This is a genomic window from Pseudomonas sp. C7.1, assembly GCF_056312395.1.
The window spans coordinates 598,171-618,149 of sequence record NZ_JBWDTL010000003.1 but is presented as its reverse complement, the minus strand read 5'-3'; the positions used below and the strand labels follow the sequence as shown (position 1 = coordinate 618,149).

General features: G+C 59.0%; 12 protein-coding genes and 1 pseudogene. 1 reads left to right on the top strand and 12 read right to left on the bottom strand.

Features of this window, described 5'->3' with window-relative positions; translation table 11 throughout:
- Positions 1-341: 341 nt before the first annotated feature.
- The 12 genes and pseudogenes from AC0T4W_RS06135 to mtnA form a co-directional block, all read right to left on the bottom strand.
- Positions 342-2,026 (bottom strand): annotated as a pseudogene (locus tag AC0T4W_RS06135) (MBL fold metallo-hydrolase RNA specificity domain-containing protein).
- 99 nt (positions 2,027-2,125) lie between these two features.
- A complete protein-coding gene (locus AC0T4W_RS06130) occupies positions 2,126-3,412 on the bottom strand; it encodes a Wzz/FepE/Etk N-terminal domain-containing protein (RefSeq protein WP_476317463.1) in 1,287 nt (428 codons plus the stop codon).
- 337 nt (positions 3,413-3,749) lie between these two features.
- Positions 3,750-5,048, bottom strand: coding sequence for a Wzz/FepE/Etk N-terminal domain-containing protein (locus AC0T4W_RS06125; protein ID WP_476317460.1), 1,299 nt, complete (start codon positions 5,046-5,048; stop codon positions 3,750-3,752).
- A gap of 369 nt (positions 5,049-5,417) precedes the next feature.
- Positions 5,418-5,702 carry an integration host factor subunit beta gene (gene ihfB, locus AC0T4W_RS06120; protein WP_090387490.1) on the bottom strand — a complete coding sequence of 95 codons (285 nt, stop codon included), beginning with the start codon at positions 5,700-5,702 and terminating at the stop codon, positions 5,418-5,420.
- A gap of 269 nt (positions 5,703-5,971) precedes the next feature.
- Positions 5,972-7,657 (bottom strand): 30S ribosomal protein S1, encoded by a 1,686-nt coding sequence (rpsA, locus tag AC0T4W_RS06115; protein WP_339409884.1) that lies wholly within the window; start codon positions 7,655-7,657, stop codon positions 5,972-5,974.
- Positions 7,658-7,809: 152 nt separating this feature from the next.
- Positions 7,810-8,496, bottom strand: a complete 687-nt coding sequence (cmk, locus tag AC0T4W_RS06110) for a (d)CMP kinase (RefSeq protein ID WP_476317458.1) — start codon at positions 8,494-8,496, stop codon at positions 7,810-7,812.
- Positions 8,493-10,748: a bifunctional prephenate dehydrogenase/3-phosphoshikimate 1-carboxyvinyltransferase gene (locus AC0T4W_RS06105; protein WP_476317455.1), complete on the bottom strand. Its 2,256-nt coding sequence runs from the start codon at positions 10,746-10,748 to the stop codon at positions 8,493-8,495. The genes cmk and AC0T4W_RS06105 overlap by 4 nt, the downstream gene beginning before the upstream one ends.
- The gene (gene hisC / locus AC0T4W_RS06100; RefSeq protein WP_476317453.1) at positions 10,745-11,851 is read right to left on the bottom strand and encodes a histidinol-phosphate transaminase; all 1,107 of its coding nucleotides are present in this window, start codon (positions 11,849-11,851) and stop codon (positions 10,745-10,747) included. Before hisC ends, AC0T4W_RS06105 begins: the two co-directional genes overlap by 4 nt.
- Before the next feature lie 91 nt (positions 11,852-11,942).
- Positions 11,943-13,049 carry a prephenate dehydratase gene (pheA, locus tag AC0T4W_RS06095; RefSeq protein WP_476317450.1) on the bottom strand — a complete coding sequence of 369 codons (1,107 nt, stop codon included), beginning with the start codon at positions 13,047-13,049 and terminating at the stop codon, positions 11,943-11,945.
- Between the two features lies 1 nt (position 13,050).
- Complete coding sequence (serC, locus tag AC0T4W_RS06090) at positions 13,051-14,136, bottom strand: 3-phosphoserine/phosphohydroxythreonine transaminase (protein ID WP_476317447.1); 1,086 nt, start codon at positions 14,134-14,136, stop codon at positions 13,051-13,053.
- Between the two features lie 266 nt (positions 14,137-14,402).
- On the bottom strand, positions 14,403-17,171 hold the full coding sequence (gene gyrA / locus AC0T4W_RS06085; RefSeq protein ID WP_476317444.1) for a DNA gyrase subunit A: 2,769 nt from the start codon (positions 17,169-17,171) through the stop codon (positions 14,403-14,405).
- 244 nt (positions 17,172-17,415) lie between these two features.
- A complete protein-coding gene (gene mtnA / locus AC0T4W_RS06080; protein WP_476317441.1) occupies positions 17,416-18,501 on the bottom strand; it encodes an S-methyl-5-thioribose-1-phosphate isomerase in 1,086 nt (361 codons plus the stop codon).
- 148 nt (positions 18,502-18,649) lie between these two features.
- Here mtnA and AC0T4W_RS06075 point away from each other — a divergent pair, with 148 nt between their 5' ends.
- On the top strand, positions 18,650-19,969 hold the full coding sequence (locus tag AC0T4W_RS06075) for a TRZ/ATZ family hydrolase (protein WP_476317438.1): 1,320 nt from the start codon (positions 18,650-18,652) through the stop codon (positions 19,967-19,969).
- Positions 19,970-19,979: the final 10 nt, after the last annotated feature.

Here is a 19,979-nt window from a genome sequence, read left to right as displayed (position 1 = left end):
TTTAGCCGGTGCATGATCCGTTCTCCCTGACCAACCGCTAGGATGGATAGGAAGGGTTCTAGGCCGTTGAGGCCACATGTCTGTGTGTTGCCAGGTGCCGGTTCGCCAGACAATAGCCGTTAACGAAATGCCCCTGACATTTTTTACTACCGCACCCACCCATAGATTCGAGTACGGTTTACGGCATTTCCCACACTGTATAGGGACAACCACTATCGCCAGCAAGCTGGCTCCTACAGTCAGGGAAGCTCTGAAAAAGCCCGTTTTCTACGAAATGGCAGGTCTGTAGCCGCACGATTACTGGGCTACATTTACCGACGCAGGACTTTTTCAGACCTTCCTTAGGCATCGTTAGTGCCGCTTGGGATTAACAGCTCCAGATTCCGTTGAGCCTTTTTGTAGAGGGCTTTCAGGCGCTCACCGAGTTCGCGCTTGGCATTGCTTTCGCCGTGCACGATACGCACCTGGCTGGGCCAGCGGTGCATGCGCGTGACAAAACCGAGCAGGCCTTGTTGATCCGCATGGGCGGAGTAGCCGCCTATGGTATGGACTTTAGCGCCAATCTTGTAGCGCTCTCCGTCTAAACCCACGTAACCGCCGCGCTCACCATATATCTGCATGGCGCGGCCGGGGGTTCCTTGCGCTTGGTAGCCGATAAAGAGCACGTCATGCCGAGGATCATGGAGCATGGCTTTCAGGTAATTGACGATTCGACCGCTGCTACACATTCCGCTCCCTGTGATGACGATGGCTGGACGAGCGGTAGACGCCAGATGACGCACCATGGCCAGATGGGCCTGGTGGCTGTCGACGGTGAGCAATTGCTCGAAGCCCAGCGGATTACGGCCTTGCTTGACGCGCTGCAGTACTTCGTTATCCCAGAACTCATCAAGCTCCCGGTAGACCTGAGTGAAGCGGCTGGCCAGGGGGGAGTCGAGGATGATTGGGAGGGTGGGCCAGTCGGGGGATGGAACGTCGTGACTGCTGGTTTTAGCCCTCACCCCGCTTTCCCTCACCCCTAGCCCCTCTCCCGGGGGGAGAGGGGACTAACAGCGGCTCTGTTCGCCGCTCCCTTGTTAACAGCACTCACCCCTACGCCGGGCGCCCCTAGCCCCTCGGCTTTGGCATCCTGCGTCGCCCTACCTCCTGCATCCATGCAGTCGTCTCCCGAGGGGAGAGGGGGATTAAGAGCGGCGCTGTTTGCCTGCCTTTTGTTGTCGGCATCAAGGTTTTTGCGGTTGATGATGTCTTCCAGTTCGTAGAGCAGTTCCTGGGTGCGGCCGATGCTGAAGGCGGGGATCAGCACCGTGCCGTTGTTGGCCAGTGCGTGTTCGATAACGCGCTCCAGACGCTGCCGGCGGGTGCGGCGGTCTTCGTGCAGGCGGTCGCCGTAGGTGCTTTCGATCACCAGAATGTCGGCGCGGTATGGCGGCTTGGGTGCTGGCAACAGTGGCGCATGGGGTGCACCGAGGTCGCCGGAGAAGACGATGCGCTTTTTTTCACCGGCCTCGAGGTAATGCAGATCGATTTCCACATAGGCCGAACCGAGGATATGCCCGGCACGCTGCAAGCGAATCTTGGCCTTGAGCTGTGGTGTATCGATCAGGCTGAACCAGGCTTTGTAGGGCAAGGCGATAATGCGCTGCTCAATCAGCTTGATGTAGCGCTCGACCTGCTTCTGGTCACGGCTGAAACCCAGTTTGAAGGCATCCTCAAGCACGATGGGCAGCAGTTTGGCCGAGGGTTCGCTGCAGAGGATCGGCCCTTTGAAACCGGCGGCCAGCAAGTAAGGAATACGCCCGACATGGTCGATATGCACATGGGTGGCGACCAGAGCCTTGATGCTATCCAGCGGGAACTCAATGGCTAGACGATCTGCCGCAGATTTGCTCTCGACAGAGGTTTCGCCCCCCTGAAACAGGCCGCAGTCGATCAGCAGGCTGTGCCGGGCATCCATCAGCAACTGATGGCAGGAGCCGGTCACGCCGCTGGTCGCACCGTGGTGCAGAATTTCTGGGTAGGCCATGTTATCGATCTGCGTCAGTCCGTTAACTACTCACTTGCTTGCAATCAAACCTCCACTGCCTGCTTTGGAGCGCCGTAGCAGGCAGCGGGGGAACAGGCGCTAAGCCAATCCCGGCTCTACGGGTTTGCTGCGCAACATATTACGCAGCAAGGCAACGAACAGGCCGAGCATGCCCCCCAGCACCATCCCCAAAACCAGGATAAGCAGCTTCTTGGGCTTTACCGGCTTGATCGGCTGGGTAGCCGGCTGATCGATCGTGGCCAGCTTCAGGCCTGATACATCGACGTTGAGGCTGCGCAAGCGTGCTGCCTCCTCACGCCAGACAGCCAATTTCTTGAGAAACAGGTCTTCGTTCTCACGCTTGTTGAGCACTTCAACCTGACGATTGTTCGTTAACAGTTGCAACTCTTTGGCAATCTGCGCCACACGCGGCTCGGTAAAGTCATCGGAGCGCCGTTGCAACAAGGCATTACGCTCAGCTTCCAGCGCCTCACTGCCCATAAAGTAGAGGGGGATCTGCTGGTTGTTAACTTCCGTGCGTATCACACTGCCCTGCCCTGAACGCTCGCCCTCACCGAGGGCCGAAGGGGTGGTCGGTTTGGTGATGCCGAGCGACTTGGAGATGCGAATGGCTTCATCCAGCTGGGCAATACGATTATCCCGCCGCGTTTTCAGCTGCTGGCGCAAGGCTTTAAGTTCATCCTGTAATTCGGCGCGCTTTAGGCTATCGGCCTCAAGCAACTTGGCGATTTGCGACTCTTTGGTCGCCTCATAGCTGGCACGTGCAGCGCTTATCTGCAAGTCGAGCTGGTTGAGGCGGTTCTGAATAACCACGGCCAAATCAGCGGCAATACGCTCACGTTCAAGCTGGAACGCATGTTCAACTAGGCCGTTGACCAAGGCGACACCGTTGACATCCTCAGGGTAGGTCAACTGGATACCGACATAGGCGCTGAGGTTATCTGCCTTCTTCGGATCAGGCTGAAGCATCGTGAAGGCTTTTTCATTAAAGCGCTCAAAGGTTTGCTCAAGGCTGCGATTGGGCTGGCGCAGTGCCTCGAACAGTGCCTGATTGGAGCGGAAAAACTCCAAGCGACTGTCGTAGGACTCCAGAGCAGCACCAACACGTCGCATAGCCTGAGCTGGCGTAAGCTTATACACCCCGGTGCGGTTTAGCTCATCAAGGTCCTTGATCACCGCAGGGCGCACTATGCTTTGCACTTGGTATTCAGCGGTAGCCAAAAAGGCATAGGCTGCCGCCGCCAAGGTGACGACAGCGGTTATCAGCATGATCAGCAGCTTTTGCTGCCAGAGCGCGCGCGCTAATGCTGCCAGATCGATTTCATCACTGGCGCCGTGTTGTATAGCAGGGGAAATTGCATTCACGAGGAAGATCCATCTTGTAATAGGGCTTCACTGATTCGCCAACAAGGGGATCACGTCCTTAATTTTTTGTTATCCGACTCGGCCGATGCTTGAAAGCACACAGCACAAGGGCTTGCGCCAATCCTGTTAGCAGTGATTACGCGGCATTGTGCCAGCACCGCATAACATTACAAGTCTTGACAACGCATTAAGGCACAGCATGGCAAGGGGGCGCATAGCGTGACACCTGCCACAACAACCAACGATAAGTGGGCTGCTATTGCACCGGCCCCGTGCGCCGTTAACCAGAGGCTTATGGCACTCCGCCATGCCGGCGATTCGCACGCATGGCGTGCTCCTAATGGTTTGCGACAGTCGTGGCACTAGCCAGCTCAGGCTCCTTGGCTCTTGGGCGAACTATATTGCGCAATAGCGCAACAAAAACCCCCAAGATCAAACCCACACCTAGCCCCAAAACGATGATCAGCGCCTTCTTCGGCTTGGCCGCCGAGAGCGGTTCGAGCGCCTGCTGATCCAGCCGAACTAGCTGCAGCTGGCTACTATCGAACTTGATGCCTTTAAGCTGTGCAGCCTCTTGGCGCCACTTGGCAAGATCCTTGAGATAGAGGTCTTCGTTTTCGCGCTTTTCCAGCACCTCGACCTTACGGTTGTGTCCCAACAATGCCAGCTCTTTCTCAATCTCGGAAATTCGCGGCTCTACAAAATCATCCGACTCGCGCGCGCTCAATGCATCCCGCTCAGCCTTTAATGCTTCGCTGCCCATAAAATAAAGCGGAATTTCCCGGCTATTTACCTCGGTGCGCACAACCTGCCCCTGGCGCTGCGAATCCGACATGGACGAAGGCGTCGTCGGTTTTTTGATGCCCAATGAGTCGGCAATCTGGATGGCCTCATCGAGCACCATGATTCGAGACTGGCGGCGCGTTTTCAATTCTGTCCGCAAGGCTTGCAGCTCATCCTGCAACTGGGCACGACTCAGGGTGTCTTTCTCGAGCAAAACGGCAATCTGCGACTCTTTGCTGGCCTCGTAGCTGGCCCGCGCCGCGTCAATCCTTTGCTCAATATTGAACAGTCTGTTGGCGACCAACACCTTTAGATCGGCGTTTATCCGCGCACGCTCCGCATCCAGCACAAAGGTTACCAACCCATTGACCACCGCGACACCATCCACACCTTGCGGGTATGTCAGCGATAGCCCAACAAACTCGCCCTGGCCACTGGCCTTTTTAGGGTCGACTTGCAGCATGGTGAAGGCCGAACCATTGAACCCTTCAAAAATTTGCTCCAGCGAACGGCCAGGCTTGACCAGCCCAGCAAAAAGTTCCTGATTGCCCCGAAAGAACGCAAGACGATTTTCATAGGAAGACAGCCCCGCGCCAACCAGATTAAGCGCCTCGGTGGGCGTCAACTCATAGACACCGGTGCCATTGAGTTCATCAAGGCTGCCACGGTCAACGGGGCGCAGCACACTCTGCACCTGGTAATAAGGTGTTGCCAGGAAAGCATAACCAGCCGCAATCAGGGTCACGACACCAGCCACAGCCAAAATCAGGAATTTTTGCTTGAACAGGGAGTGAAGCAGCTCGACCAAGTCGATTTCATCGTCGCGAAACGAACGCTGGGAAGGGTCCTGCATTATCAGGGAAGCTCCAAGATGAATAGGTTTCTATCGCGCTTCCATGAGCCTCCATATGCCGCACTAGCGACACGGCGAGCACGCATCCCGATGCGTGAAGGGAATATGGCAGTTCTTTTCCAGCAATGTTCCCAAGATCACTACAAATTGATTACATCAGCACAAATATTTTGGGCAGAGTGCATATCGCATAACATGCCCCATCTGGCGCAGATCTATAACGCCAGGGAAAACACACAACATACAAGCGGGTGAGAGGCCAGTCGAAGGTTGGCGCCTCTATTCGAGAAGTGAACACTACAGAAGCAACTGCAGCGCTCGCTACACACCACCCCAGGCTAGTTCCGATCCGAATATAGCAAACGGCGGTTACTCGTCCTCGTTCACCCGATCACGTAGTTCTTTGCCCGGTTTGAAATGCGGCACGAACTTGCCATCGAGGCGCACCGAATCACCCGTTTTCGGGTTACGCCCTACACGCGGCGCACGGTAGTGCAGCGAGAAGCTGCCGAAACCCCGGATTTCGATGCGATCACCGGTCGACAATGCCTGGGACATCTGCTCCAGCATGGTCTTGATGGCCAGCTCCACATCCTTGGACGAAAGCTGACCTTGGTGGGTAACGATGCGCTCGATCAACTCCGACTTGGTCATGGTTTTTCCCTTCTTTTTCAAGCGGCTAGATCACTAGATAGAACGGTTTTAGCATGCTAAGTCAGATTTGAACAGCCTGAAAATTTGCAGCCCCCAAGTGCTGGCCGCGCTTTTAAAGGAATGTTGTGGCCACAAGATTGCCGCACCACTAAGGCGCCCCCACAAGCTTGTGCACAGCCGCCCCAGGGCATTACCTGGTTGAGGCTCCACTTTTCTTCAGGACGCAAAAAGGGCGACCGAAGTCGCCCTTTTTTCTGGATTAACCGAACTTAGTTCTGTTTTTCCATTTGTGCGCGGAGCAGATCACCAAGGGTGGTTGGACCCGCAGTTTCAACTTCCTGCTTGCGCATTTCTTTGATGGCTTCTTTTTCGTCTTCAACGTCTTTCGACTTAACCGACAAGCTGATTACGCGGCTCTTACGGTCAACGCTGATGATCTTGGCTTCAACTTCCTCGCCTTCTTTCAGCACGTTGCGCGCATCTTCAACACGGTCACGGCTGATTTCGGAGGCTTTCAGAGTGGCTTCGATGCCTTCGGCCAAGGTGATGATGGCGCCTTTGGCGTCAACTTCTTTAACGATACCGCGCACGATGGTGCCTTTATCGTTAACAGCAACGTAGTCGGAGAACGGATCTTCTTCCAGCTGCTTGATGCCGAGGGAAATACGCTCACGCTCCGGATCAACGGAGAGGATAACGGTTTCCAGCTCGTCGCCTTTCTTGAAGCGGCGTACAGCTTCTTCGCCTACTTCGTTCCAGGAGATGTCGGACAGGTGAACGAGGCCGTCGATGCCGCCATCCAGACCAATGAAGATACCGAAATCGGTGATCGACTTGATGGTGCCGGAGATTTTATCGCCCTTGTTGAACTGACCGGAGAAATCTTCCCACGGGTTAGTTTTGCACTGCTTGATACCCAGGGAGATACGACGACGCTCTTCGTCGATATCCAGAACCATAACTTCCACTTCGTCGCCGACGTTAACGACTTTCGAAGGATGGATGTTTTTGTTGGTCCAATCCATTTCGGATACGTGTACCAGGCCTTCCACGCCTTCTTCCAGCTCTGCGAAGCAGCCGTAGTCGGTCAGGTTGGTTACGCGCGCAGTAACACGGGTGTCCTGCGGGTAACGCGCCTTGATGGCAACCCATGGATCTTCGCCCAGCTGCTTGAGGCCGAGGGAAACACGGTTGCGCTCGCGATCGTACTTGAGGATCTTGACGTCGATCTCGTCGCCAACGTTGACGATTTCCGACGGATGCTTGATGCGCTTCCACGCCATGTCGGTGATGTGCAGCAGACCGTCGACGCCACCCAGATCCACGAACGCGCCGTAGTCGGTGAGGTTCTTGACGATACCTTTGACTTGCTGACCTTCCTGCAGGGATTCCAGCAGAGCTTCGCGCTCGGCGCTGTTCTCGGCTTCCAGCACGCTGCGGCGGGAAACGACAACGTTGTTGCGCTTCTGGTCCAGCTTGATAACTTTGAATTCGAGCTCTTTGCCTTCCAGGTGGGTGGTATCACGCACCGGACGGACATCGACCAAGGAACCGGGGAGGAACGCACGGATGCCGTTAACGTCGACAGTGAAGCCGCCCTTAACCTTACCGTTGATAACGCCCGTAACCACTTCCTCAGCGGCGAAAGCTGCTTCCAGAACGATCCAGCACTCGGCACGTTTGGCTTTTTCGCGGGACAGCTTGGTTTCACCAAAGCCATCTTCAACCGCGTCCAGGGCAACGTGAACTTCGTCACCGACCTTGATGGTCAGCTCGCCAGCGTCGTTGTGGAACTGTTCCAACGGGATGAGGCCTTCAGACTTCAAACCAGCGTGAACGGTTACCCAACCAGCTTGGTAATCGATGTCGACGATGATAGCGGTGATGATCGAGCCAGCCTGAAGATTCAGGGTTTTTAGGCTTTCTTCAAACAGTTCAGCAAAGCTTTCGCTCATTTTAATTCCTGTTGATTCAGGGCAGGGAATCCGCCCAAACCACATTCCAGACAATGTGGGTACGTTCATTTAAGAAGAGGCAAACGGGACGAAGACTGGGTTCCCGTACGCCTCCTTGCGAGCCGGTCAGCTTAAAGCAGCTGTGGCTCTAATCATCCGGCGAGATCGCGATTGGCGACTTCACTCAGAATTCGTTCAAGCACTTGTTCGATGGAGAGTTCAGTGGAATCCAGCTGGATCGCATCGGCTGCCGGCTTGAGCGGCGCCACTGCACGCTGGGTATCACGCTCATCGCGCGCCTGAATCTCATCAAGAAGACTCGCGAGATTAACATCATCGCCTTTGGCCTTCAACTGCAAGTAACGGCGGCGGGCACGCTCCTCGGCGCTGGCGGTGAGGAAAATCTTCAGCGGGGCATCGGGGAATACCACGGTGCCCATATCACGACCATCGGCAACCAGCCCCGGCATTTCCTGAAATGCCTGCTGACGCTGCAGCAGAGCCTCACGCACGGCAGACAGCGATGCCACTTGCGAGGCACCGGCGCCGACCTGCTCGTTACGAATCAGATCAGTGACCTCCTCCCCCTCAAGGATAATGCGCTGACCATGACCGCCACCGGCGGCGATAAATTGCACATCCAGATGAGCGGCGAGCAGTTTCATCGCCTCTTCGTTGGTCAGATCAACGCCGTGATTGCCGGCTGCAAAGGCCAGCAAACGGTACAGCGCACCGGAATCCAGCAGATTCCAGCACAGCTGCTTGGCCAGAAGACCGGCAATGGTGCCTTTGCCCGAGCCACTTGGCCCGTCGATGGTGATAACCGGTGCATTGATCATGCCTTGCCCTCCTCGGCTACACGGATGCCCACCTGGGCCGACAGCGCCAGGAAGTTGGGGAACGAGGTGGCGACGTTGGCGCAATCATGGATACGGATCGGCGCCGTAGCGCGCATCGAGGCGACGCTGAACGACATGGCGATACGGTGATCACCGTGCGCCCAGACTTCGCCCCCACCGATGCTGCCGCCTTCGATAACGATGCCATCCGGCGTTGGCTCGGCCCTGACGCCCAGGGCAATCAGGCCATCGGCCATCACCTGAATCCGGTCGGACTCCTTGACCCGCAGCTCTTCGGCGCCGCGCAGTACGGTGCGCCCTTCGGCCACCGAAGCCGCCACGAACAGCACCGGGAATTCGTCGATGGCCAGGGGCACCAAGTCTTCCGGGATATTGATGCCCTTGAGCTTGGCGCTGCGCACACGAATATCAGCCACGGCTTCGCCGCCGACTTCACGCTGGTTTTCCAGGGTGATGTCGCCGCCCATCAGTTTGAGAATATCGATGACACCAGTGCGGGTCGGGTTGATGCCGACATGCTCCAGCACCAGCTCCGAGTCTTCGGCAATGCTGCCGGCGACCAGGAAGAATGCAGCCGAGGAGATATCCGCCGGCACTTCGATATGAGTCGCCGTCAGCTTATGGCCCGACTCGACGCTTGCCGTGCTGCCATCCACCGTTACGGGATAACCGAAACCGCGCAGCATGCGCTCGGTGTGATCGCGAGTTGGCGCAGGCTCAGTCACCGAGGTACGGCCTGCAGCATAGAGGCCGGCCAGTAACAGGCAGGATTTCACCTGAGCGCTGGCCATGGGCATCTCGTAGTCCATGCCGGTCAGGCGCTGGCCGCCCTTGATGTTCAGCGGCGGACGACCTTCCGGTGCGGTTTCGATCACAGCGCCCATTTCACGCAACGGCTTGGCGACACGATTCATCGGCCGCTTGGACAGCGAGGCATCACCGGTCAGGGTGGTGTCGAAGGGTTGCGCGGCCAACAAACCGGAAAGCAGTCGCATCGAGGTGCCGGAGTTGCCCATATAGAGTGGGCCGGCTGGCGCCTTCAGGCCATTCAGGCCAACCCCGTGAATGGTCACCCGACCATGATGCGGGCCTTCGATAACCACACCCATGTCGCGGAACGCCTGCAGTGTTGCCAAGGCGTCTTCACCTTCAAGGAAGCCTTCGACCTGAGTGGTGCCTTCAGCCAACGAGCCGAGCATGATCGAACGGTGGGAGATGGACTTGTCGCCTGGAACGCGAATACGCCCGGAGAGTTTGCCGCCAGGGTTAGCCAGGAAAATCAGATCATTCGAGTGCATAGCGTCCACATAGGCCCTGCGGGCCAGAATTTTGCCGAAATGCTCACGGGCAACCCGGGCGCGAGTAAATACGCCCAGCAACTGATGCCCATCCCCTGCGTCAACCGCGTCGCGCAAGGCGTCGAGGTCGTCGCGAAATACGTCCAGCGTGCGCAGCACGGCCTCGCGGTTAGCGAGGAAGATGTCGTGCCACATGACTGGATCACTGCCGGCGATCCGCGTGAAGTCGCGGAAACCACCAGCGGCGTAACGAAAGATTTCCAGGTTCTCACTGCGTTTGGCCAGTGAGTCCACCAAGGTAAAGGCTAACAAGTGTGGCAGGTGACTGGTGGCGGCGAGCACCTGGTCGTGATGTTCGACCTCCATATGCTCAACATCCGCGCCCAGCTCGCGCCATAGGCTGTCGACCAGTTCCAGGGCAGACGTATCGCTCTGCTCGCAGGGCGTGAGGATCACCTTGTGGCGGCGGAATAGCTGCGCATTGGAGGCTTCCACCCCGCTCTGCTCGGAACCGGCAATCGGGTGGCCAGGGACAAAACGCACCGCCTTGCCGGCAAAGGCCAGACGCGCGGCGCGCACCACATTGCCCTTGGCACTGCCGACATCGGTGAGTACTGCAGCGCCCAGCTCAAGCTTGGCCAGTTCCGCCAGCAGCTTCTCCATGGCCAGGATAGGCACCGCCAGCTGGATCACATCAGCACCCTGACAAGCGGCTGCCAAGTCAGACTCACAATGATCGACCACGCCCAGTTCGACGGCTAGCCGCCGTGACTCGGGGTCCAGATCGACACCTATCACTTCGCGAAACACGCCGCGCTCGCGCAAGCCTTTGGCAAAAGAGCCACCAATCAGGCCCAGGCCGATAACCACTAGGCGACCGAGCTTAGGGGCAACAGGTTGCACCTGAGTGACAGCAGATTTGGCCTCACTCACGCGCTGAGCACCTTGGCCAGAGCCTCAAGAAAGCGTGCGTTCTCCGCTGGCAAACCAATCGATACGCGCAGGAAGTTCGGCATACCGTAACCGGCAACCGGCCGCACGATAACGCCCTCGTGCAACAACGCCTGATTGATCGCTGCGGTGTCACGAGCAAAGTCCACGGCGATAAAGTTGCCTTTCGAAGGAATCCAGCTCAGGCCCAGCTCACGCAGGCCGGCTTCCAGCTGTGCCATGCCGGCATCGTTAAGCGCACGGCTTTGCGCCAGGTAATCGGCATCATCCAGAGCCGCACAGGCGGCAGCCAAGGCCAGACTGTTGACGTTGAATGGCTGGCGCACGCGGTTGAGTACATCAGCGATCTGCGCCGAGCTGATTGCATAGCCGACGCGCAGCGCGGCCAGGCCATAGGCCTTGGAGAAGGTGCGCGAGACCAGCAAATTGTCATAGCGCGCCAGATACTTGAGGCCGTCCGGCAGCTCATCACCTTCGGCGTACTCGATATAAGCCTCATCCAATACCACCAGCACATTGCCGGGTACGCGAGCGAGAAAGCGCTCCAGCGCGTCTGGGCCGAACCAGGTGCCGGTCGGGTTGTTCGGGTTGGCGATAAACACCACGCGGGTGCTTTCGTCGATGGCCGCCAGCATGGCTTCCAGGTCGTGGCCGTAGTTCTGCGCGGGCACCACTTTGCCCTGAGCACCGACGGCCTGGGTCGAGATGGGATAGACAGCAAAGGCGTACTGGCTGAATACCGCATTCAAGCCTGGAGCCAGATAGGCGCGGGCGACCAGATCGAGAATATCGTTGGAACCATTGCCCAAGGTGACCTGATTGATCTGCACGCCACAACGCTCGGCCAGGCGGCTTTTCAGCTCGAAGCCATTGCCATCGGGGTAACGGGTCAGATCACTCAGTTCAGCGCGAATCGCTTTCAGTGCTTTAGTGCTGGGGCCCAGCGGATTCTCGTTGCTGGCCAGCTTAACGATGCTGGCCGGGTCCAGATTCAGCTCACGGGCCAACTCATCCACCGGTTTGCCCGGCACATAGGGCGACAGCTTTTGTACGCCTGGCTGGGCCAGGGCGAGGAAATCGGTCATAGCAAAGCCTCACGCTTAAAGCCGCAAGCCCCAAGTACAGCCCGGCGTCGATGCGCGTGCAGCTTGAGACCTGAGGCATGCCGCAGCAGTTTTAAAGCACCGCCTTCGGATAAGAGCCCAGCACTTTCAGCGCCACGGCTTCCTGGTTGATCTTTTCCAGCACGTCCTTGATCAGCGGGTCGCGGTGATGGCCGACGAAGTCGATAAAGAACACGTAGGTCCACTTGCCGCTGCGCGACGGACGGGTTTCGATGCGGGTCAGGTCGATGCCGTTGTTGTGGAACGGCACCAGCAGCTCGTGCAGCGCGCCCGGCTTGTTGCGCATGGAGATGATGACCGAGGTCTTGTCGTCGCCGGTAGGCGGCACTTCCTGGCTGCCGATGATCAAGAAGCGCGTGGAGTTGTCTGGACGGTCTTCGATCTTTTCCGCCAGCTTGGTCAGGCCGTACAGGCTGGCCGCCATATCGCCGGCAATCGCCGCGCTGTTCCACTCGCTTTTCACCCGTTTGGCTGCATCGGCGTTGCTCGACACCGCCACGCGCTCGACGTTGGGGTAATGCGCGTCCAGCCACTTGCGGCACTGTGCCAGGGACTGGGCATGGGAATAGATGCGGGTGATCTTGTCGGTCTTGGTGGTTTCACCGACCAGCAGGTGGTGGTGAATGCGTAGCTCGACTTCGCCGCAGATGACCATGTCGTGTTCGAGGAAGCTGTCCAGGGTGTGGTTGATCGCGCCTTCGGTGGAGTTCTCCACCGGCACCACACCGAAATTCACCGCACCAGCAGCCACTTCACGGAACACTTCATCGATAGCCGCCATCGGCACGCTGATCACCGCATGACCGAAATGCTTCATCGCTGCGGCCTGAGAGAAAGTCCCTTCCGGGCCGAGATAAGCGACCTTGAGCGGATTTTCCAGGGCCAGGCAGGAGGACATGATTTCGCGGAACAACCGCGCCATTTCCTCGTTGCCCAGCGGCCCCTGGTTGCGCTCCATGATGCGTTTGAGCACCTGGGCTTCGCGTTCAGGGCGGTAGAACACCGGCTTCTCGCCTTCCGGCAGGGCCTTCATCTTCACCCGCGCTACTTCTTCGGCGCAGCGCGCACGGTCGCTGATCAGCTCAAGAATGCGCTCATCTAGGGTGTCGATGCGCAGGCGCAGGGCTTGCAGCTCTTGCTCGGATATAGGTTCGGACATATCAGCCATGCTCCTTCTCGAACTCGGCCATATAGGCCACCAGTGCCTCAACAGCGTCCATGCCCACGGCGTTATAGATAGAGGCACGCATGCCGCCGACCGAACGGTGGCCTTTCAGGTTGAGCAGGCCACGTGCATCGGCGCCGGCGAGGAACGGCTTATCCAGCTTCTCGTCGGCCAAGCGGAACGGCACGTTCATCCAGGAGCGGGCGTTATGGGCAATCGGATTGCTGTAGAAATCGCTGGTATCGATAGCCTTGTACAGCAGGTCTTTCTTGGCGCGGTTGATCCGCTCCATGGCTTCGACCCCGCCCTGCTCTTTCAGCCATTCGAACACCAGGCCGGACAGATACCAGGAGAAAGTCGCCGGGGTGTTGTACATCGAACCGTTATCGGCCGCGATTTTGTAGTTGAGCATGGTCGGGCAGACGCTGCGGGCACGGCCGAGCAGGTCTTCACGGACAATGGTCACTACTAGGCCGCTGGGGCCGATGTTCTTCTGCGCGCCAGCGTAGATCAGGCCGAACTTCGACACATCGATCGGGCGCGAAAGGATGTCGGAAGACATATCCGCCACCAGCGGCACGTCGCCGACTTCGGGAATCCAGTCGAACTGCAGGCCACCAATGGTTTCGTTGCTGGCGTAGTGCAGGTAGGCGGCGTCTTTCGACAGCTGCCACTCGTTCTGCCCAGGAATAGCGAAGTAGTCATAGGCCTTGGCACTAGCGGCGACATTAATGTTGCCGTAGCGGCTGGCTTCTTCGATGCTTTTCTTCGACCAAATACCGGTGTCGATATAGTCGGCGACGCCGTCTTCGGGCAGCAGGTTGAGCGGGATTTCAGCAAACTGCTGGCTGGCCCCACCCTGCAGGAACAGCACCTTGTAGTCGGACGGAATTTCCATCAGGTCGCGCAGATCCTGCTCGGCCTTTTCCGCGATGGCAGTGTATTCGTCGCTGCGGTGACTCATCTCCATCACCGACAGGCCTTTGCCCTGCCAATCGAGGAGCTCCGCCTGGGCGCGTTGCAGAACAGCTTCAGGAAGCGCGGCCGGGCCGGCGCAGAAGTTAAAGGCTCGCTTGCTCACATCCACTCTCTCTCAGATTCACTGAACACCACCGTGTCTCACGATGGGGCATTCGATGGGTATCGCTTCGCTCAACCCATCCTACGATCCTCGCCGGATGAGTTAGCCCGTAGGATGGGTTAGCCGAAGGCGTAACCCATCGAGCGGATAGCGGTCGAGCCGGGGATGACGTGCTCCCGCCGATCGGTTACGCCGCTACGCGGCTAACCCATCCTACGCACTCGATGGGTATCGCTTCGCTCAACCCATCCTACGGCTTGCAGCGATTACTCTTCGCTGATCGGGTTTTCGTCAGCTGCGGCTTCGGGTGCATCACCTGCATCCTCAACTGCGCCGTCAAAACCCTCTTCGCCTTCCAGCAGCTCTTCGTCGTCTTCCGCCGAAGGCTCCTGCACGCGCTCAAGACCGACCAGGGTTTCATCCTTGGCCAGCTTGATCAGGGTCACGCCCTGGGTGTTACGGCCGAGGCTGGAGACTTCGCTGACGCGGGTGCGCACCAGAGTGCCCTGATCGGAAATCAGCATGATTTCCTCGCATTCAAGCACCTGCACGGCGCCGACCAGCTTGCCGTTACGCTCGTTGCTGACCATGGCGATCACGCCCTGGCCGCCACGACCGCGACGCGGGAACTCGGCCATCGCCGTGCGCTTGCCGTAGCCACGCTCGGAGGCGGTGAGAATCTGCGCTTCGGGCTCAGGAATCAGCATGGAGATGATTTCCTGGCCTTCCGGCAGACGCATGCCGCGCACACCGCGAGCCGTACGGCCCATGGTGCGCACCTTGCTTTCCTTGAAGCGAATCACCTTGCCGCCGTCGGAGAACATCATCACTTCGCGAGCGCCGTCAGTAACGGCGGCGGAGATCAGGGTGTCGTCTTCATCCAATTTGAGGGCGATCAGGCCCGAGCTACGCGGACGGCTGAACTGCACCAGCGGAGTCTTCTTAACCGTGCCTTTGGCCGTGGCCATAAAGATGTAGGCACCGGTCGGTTCATCCGGGGTTTCGTCGTCAGCGTCATCGCCTTCGGCCAGGTCTTCGATTTCTTCAGCCTCGACCACTACGCCTTCAATATCGTCCGGCTCGTCGCCTTCCGGCGCTTGCTGACGCAGGGCTTCCAGGTCAACTTGCAACATAGCGGTGATGCGCTCGCCTTCGTCCAGCGGCAACAGGTTGACCAGCGGACGACCACGGGCGGCGCGCGAGGCTTCCGGAATTTCGTAGGTCTTCAGCCAGTAGACCTTGCCCTTGCTGGAGAACAGCAAGAGGGTGGCGTGGCTGTTAGCGACCAGCAGATGCTCGATGTAGTCCTCATCCTTGATCCCAGTGGCCGACTTGCCCTTACCGCCGCGACGCTGCGCCTGGTAGGCATGCAGCGGCTGGCTCTTGGCATAACCGGTGTGGGAGATGGTGACTACGCGCTCTTCTTCGGTGATCAGGTCGGCCAGGCTCAGGTCCAGACGGTTGTCGAGGATCTCGGTGCGGCGCTTGTCGCCGAACTCGGCCTTGACCGCTTCCAGCTCTTCGCGGATCACTTCCATCAGGCGCGTGGCGCTGGTGAGGATGCGGATCAGCTCGCCAATCTGGGTGAGAATTTCCTGGTATTCGGCCAGCAGTTTTTCATGCTCAAGACCGGTCAGACGGTGCAGACGCAACTCAAGGATGGCCTGGGCCTGTTCCGGCGAGAGGAAGTACTTGCCGTCGCGCAGACCGTACTGCGGATCGAGATCATCCGGGCGGCAGGTGTCGGCACCGGCGCGCTCGACCATGGTTTCCACCGCACTGGATTCCCAGGGCGTGGCAATCAGCGCCAGCTTGGCTTCAGCCGGGGTCGGCGAGGCCTTGATCAGGGCGATAACCGGGTCGATGTTGGACAGCGCAACCGCCTGGCCTTCAAGAATATGGCCACGTTCGCGGGCTTTACGCAGCTCGAATACGGTGCGGCGGGTGACCACTTCACGGCGGTGCAGAATAAAGGCTTCGAGCATGTCCTTAAGGTTAAGGACCTTCGGCTGGCCGTCGATCAGCGCCACCACGTTGATGCCGAACACACACTGCATCTGGGTCTGGGCGTAGAGGTTGTTGAGCACCACTTCCGGTACTTCGCCACGGCGCAGCTCGATGACGATGCGCATGCCGTCCTTGTCGGACTCATCACGCAGCTCGGTGATGCCTTCGAGCTTCTTCTCTTTAACCAGCTCGGCGATCTTCTCGATCAGGCGCGCCTTGTTCAGCTGATACGGCAGCTCGCTGACGATGATCTGCTGGCGGCCACCGACCTTGTCGATGTCTTCGATAATGGCGCGGGCACGCATATAGATGCGGCCACGACCGGTGCGGTACGCCTCGATGATGCCGGCGCGACCGTTGATGATCGCCGCAGTCGGGAAGTCCGGACCGGGGATGTACTGCATCAGCTCATCGACAGTCAGCTCGCCGTTGTCGATCAGCGCCAGACAACCGTTGATCACTTCCGTGAGGTTGTGCGGCGGAATATTGGTCGCCATGCCCACGGCGATACCGCTGGAGCCGTTGACCAACAGGTTAGGAACCTTGGTCGGCATAACCGCAGGGATCATCTCGGTGCCGTCGTAGTTCGGCACCCAATCCACGGTTTCTTTGTGTAGGTCGGCCAGCAGCTCATGGGCCAGCTTGGTCATGCGCACTTCGGTGTAACGCATGGCGGCGGCGTTATCGCCGTCCACCGAACCGAAGTTACCCTGGCCGTCGACCAGCAGGTAACGCAGGGAGAATGGCTGCGCCATGCGGACAATGGTGTCGTACACCGCCGTATCACCGTGCGGGTGATATTTACCGATTACGTCACCGACCACACGGGCGGACTTCTTGTATGCCTTATTCCAGTCGTTGCCCAACTCGCTCATGGCAAACAGCACACGGCGGTGCACGGGCTTCAAGCCATCACGTGCATCCGGCAGCGCTCGCCCGACGATTACGCTCATCGCGTAATCGAGGTAGGACTGCTTGAGTTCGTCTTCAATATTGACCGGGAGGATTTCTTTGGCCAGTTCGCCCATGAGTAGCCTTGTTCCTTTTTCTGGTGGAACTCCGCGCCGCTCGTCCTGAGTGGTGTGGAGCCTGTCGCTGCGACCTGTGTTCTACAGCGACTCACGACAAATCAATAAGTTATGCCATGCATCTGCGCAGGTAAGAGGCCCATAACGGGCACCCTCGAAAACCGCCGGAGCTTACCACAATCACTGCGGCGCACCTATCCCCAGCAGCAGCCAGCAGACCAGGGATGCGTACCCGCAGGGAAACTCAATGCAGACGCTTGCGGCACATCAATTGCGCCATTTTTTCTGCATCCGGGCGATCAACCACACCTTTTTCGGTGACGATAAAGTCGATCAGGTCGGCGGGGGTCACATCGAATACCGGATTAAGCGCGCCTATCTCACCAGCCCCGCCCGCGATGCGCTTGCCGCCCAGCTCCAGCAGTTCACTGGCGTCGCGCTCTTCTAGCACGATGTCGTCACCGTGCTCCATGGCCATGTCGATGGTTGAACTGGGCGCCACCACCATAAAACGCACGCCGTGGTGCATGGCATTCACCGCCAGCTGATAGGTGCCAATCTTGTTGGCCACATCACCATTGGCGGCGATACGATCCGCCCCAACGATCACCCAGGTAATGCCACGGGTTTTCATCAGGTGCGCGGCCGCCGAGTCAACATTCACCGTCACCGGAATGCCATCAGCCGCCAGCTCCCAGGCGGTCAGACGCGAACCCTGCAGCCAGGGCCGGGTTTCGTCGGCGTATACCCGCTCAAGCAAACCATCGTGGAAGGCCGCGCGAATCACCCCCAGCGCCGTGCCAAAGCCGCCCGTGGCCAGAGCGCCGGCATTGCAGTGGGTCAGCAGGTTCTGCTGGTTACCTTGATGCTTGCGGATCAGGTCAACGCCCAGCTGGGCCATGGTCAGGTTGGCTTCGCGGTCACTTTGATGAATGCCGATGGCTTCAGCCTCCAGTAGCGCCAACGGATCGTCATGGCTTTTCAGCCGTGCCAGCCGCTCACGCATGCGCTCAAGCGCCCAGAACAGATTAACCGCCGTCGGCCGCGAAGCCGCTAGCAGGTCAAAATCCACCTGCAACGCCGCGCACCAGTCACCGCCCTCCTGCAGACGAGCCCGCACGGCCAGCACAATCCCATAGGCCGCACTGATGCCGATGGCCGGCGCGCCGCGCACCACCATGCTGCGGATCGCCTCGGCAACATCGGAGGCCGAGTGGTAGCTCAGCCAGGTTTCCTCGAAAGGCAGCGCGCGCTGATCGAGCAGGTGCAGAGTGCCGTCACGCCACTCGATGGCCCTGACCTTCTCTGCCGCTAGCAATTGCTCGCGCATGACATACCTCCGCCGGAAAAAGCCGACCATTATACGCACAGCACCCCGCACATCGCGCCCGCAGCCCGCCAGATAAAGCGCGTGCAGCTTCAAGCCTAGGGCGTTCCTCTATAAACTCGCCACTTTACTGACTGCCGGAAGCGCCCTTATGTCCCAAGCCCCACTCGACCTGCTACTGCTGCCCACCTGGCTGGTCCCGGTCGAGCCCGCCGGCGTGGTGCTGCTGGAGCATGGCCTGGGCATCCGTGACGGGCGCATTGCGCTGATCGCCCCGCGCGCTGAGGCGCTCAAACACAGCGCCCTGCATGTGCTTGAGTTGCCCGGCCGCTTGCTCACACCTGGCCTGGTTAACGCCCACGGACACGCGGCCATGACTCTATTCCGTGGCCTGGCCGATGATCTGCCGCTGATGACCTGGCTGGAAAAGCACATCTGGCCGGCCGAGGCCAAGTGGGTCAACGAGCAGTTTGTCCAGGACGGCACCGAGCTGGCCATCGCCGAGCAGCTCAAGGGCGGCATCACCTGTTTCTCCGACATGTACTTCTTCCCGGAAACTGCCAGCCAACTGGTGCACAGCAGCGGTATTCGCGCGCAGATCACTATTCCGGTACTGGATTTCCCGATTCCTGGCGCCCGTGATGCAGACGAGTCGCTGCGCAAGGGCCTGGCGCTGTTCGACGACCTCAGGCACCACCCGCGCCTGAGTGTGGCCTTTGGCCCGCACGCGCCCTATACGGTGAGCGACGACAAGCTGGAAAACATCCGCATGCTCGCCGAAGAGTTGGACGCAGGCATCCACATGCACGTGCACGAAACCGCTTTTGAAGTGCAGCAGAGCCTGGAGCAACACGGCGAACGGCCACTGGCCCGCCTGGCACGCCTAGACCTGCTGGGTCCGCGCTTCCAGGCCGTGCACATGACCCAGATAAATGATGAAGACCTGGCCCTGCTGGTAGAAAGCAACAGCAGCGTGATCCATTGCCCCGAATCCAACCTCAAACTGGCCAGCGGCTTCTGCCCGGTGGAAAAACTCTGGCAGGCCGGGGTCAACGTCGCCATCGGCACCGACGGCGCAGCGAGCAACAACGATCTGGACCTGCTCGGCGAAACCCGCACCGCCGCCCTGCTGGCCAAAGCCGTAGCTGGCTGCGCCACTGCACTGGATGCCCACCGCGCGCTGCGCATGGCCACCCTCAACGGTGCCCGCGCCCTGGGCCTGGATGAGCAGATCGGTTCGCTGGAGCTCGGCAAGGCGGCAGATATGGCGGTGTTCAACCTCTCAGGCCTGGCCCAACAGCCGGTCTACGACCCGGTCTCGCAACTGCTTTATGCCGGCGGCCGCGCCTGCGTCGAACACCTGTGGGTTGGCGGCAAGCAATTGCTCGACGCCGGCCACCTGACGCGCCTGGACGAACAACGAATCATCGCCAATGCCCGCGCCTGGGGCGCGAAGATCGCCGAGAAGTGATTGCCAACCC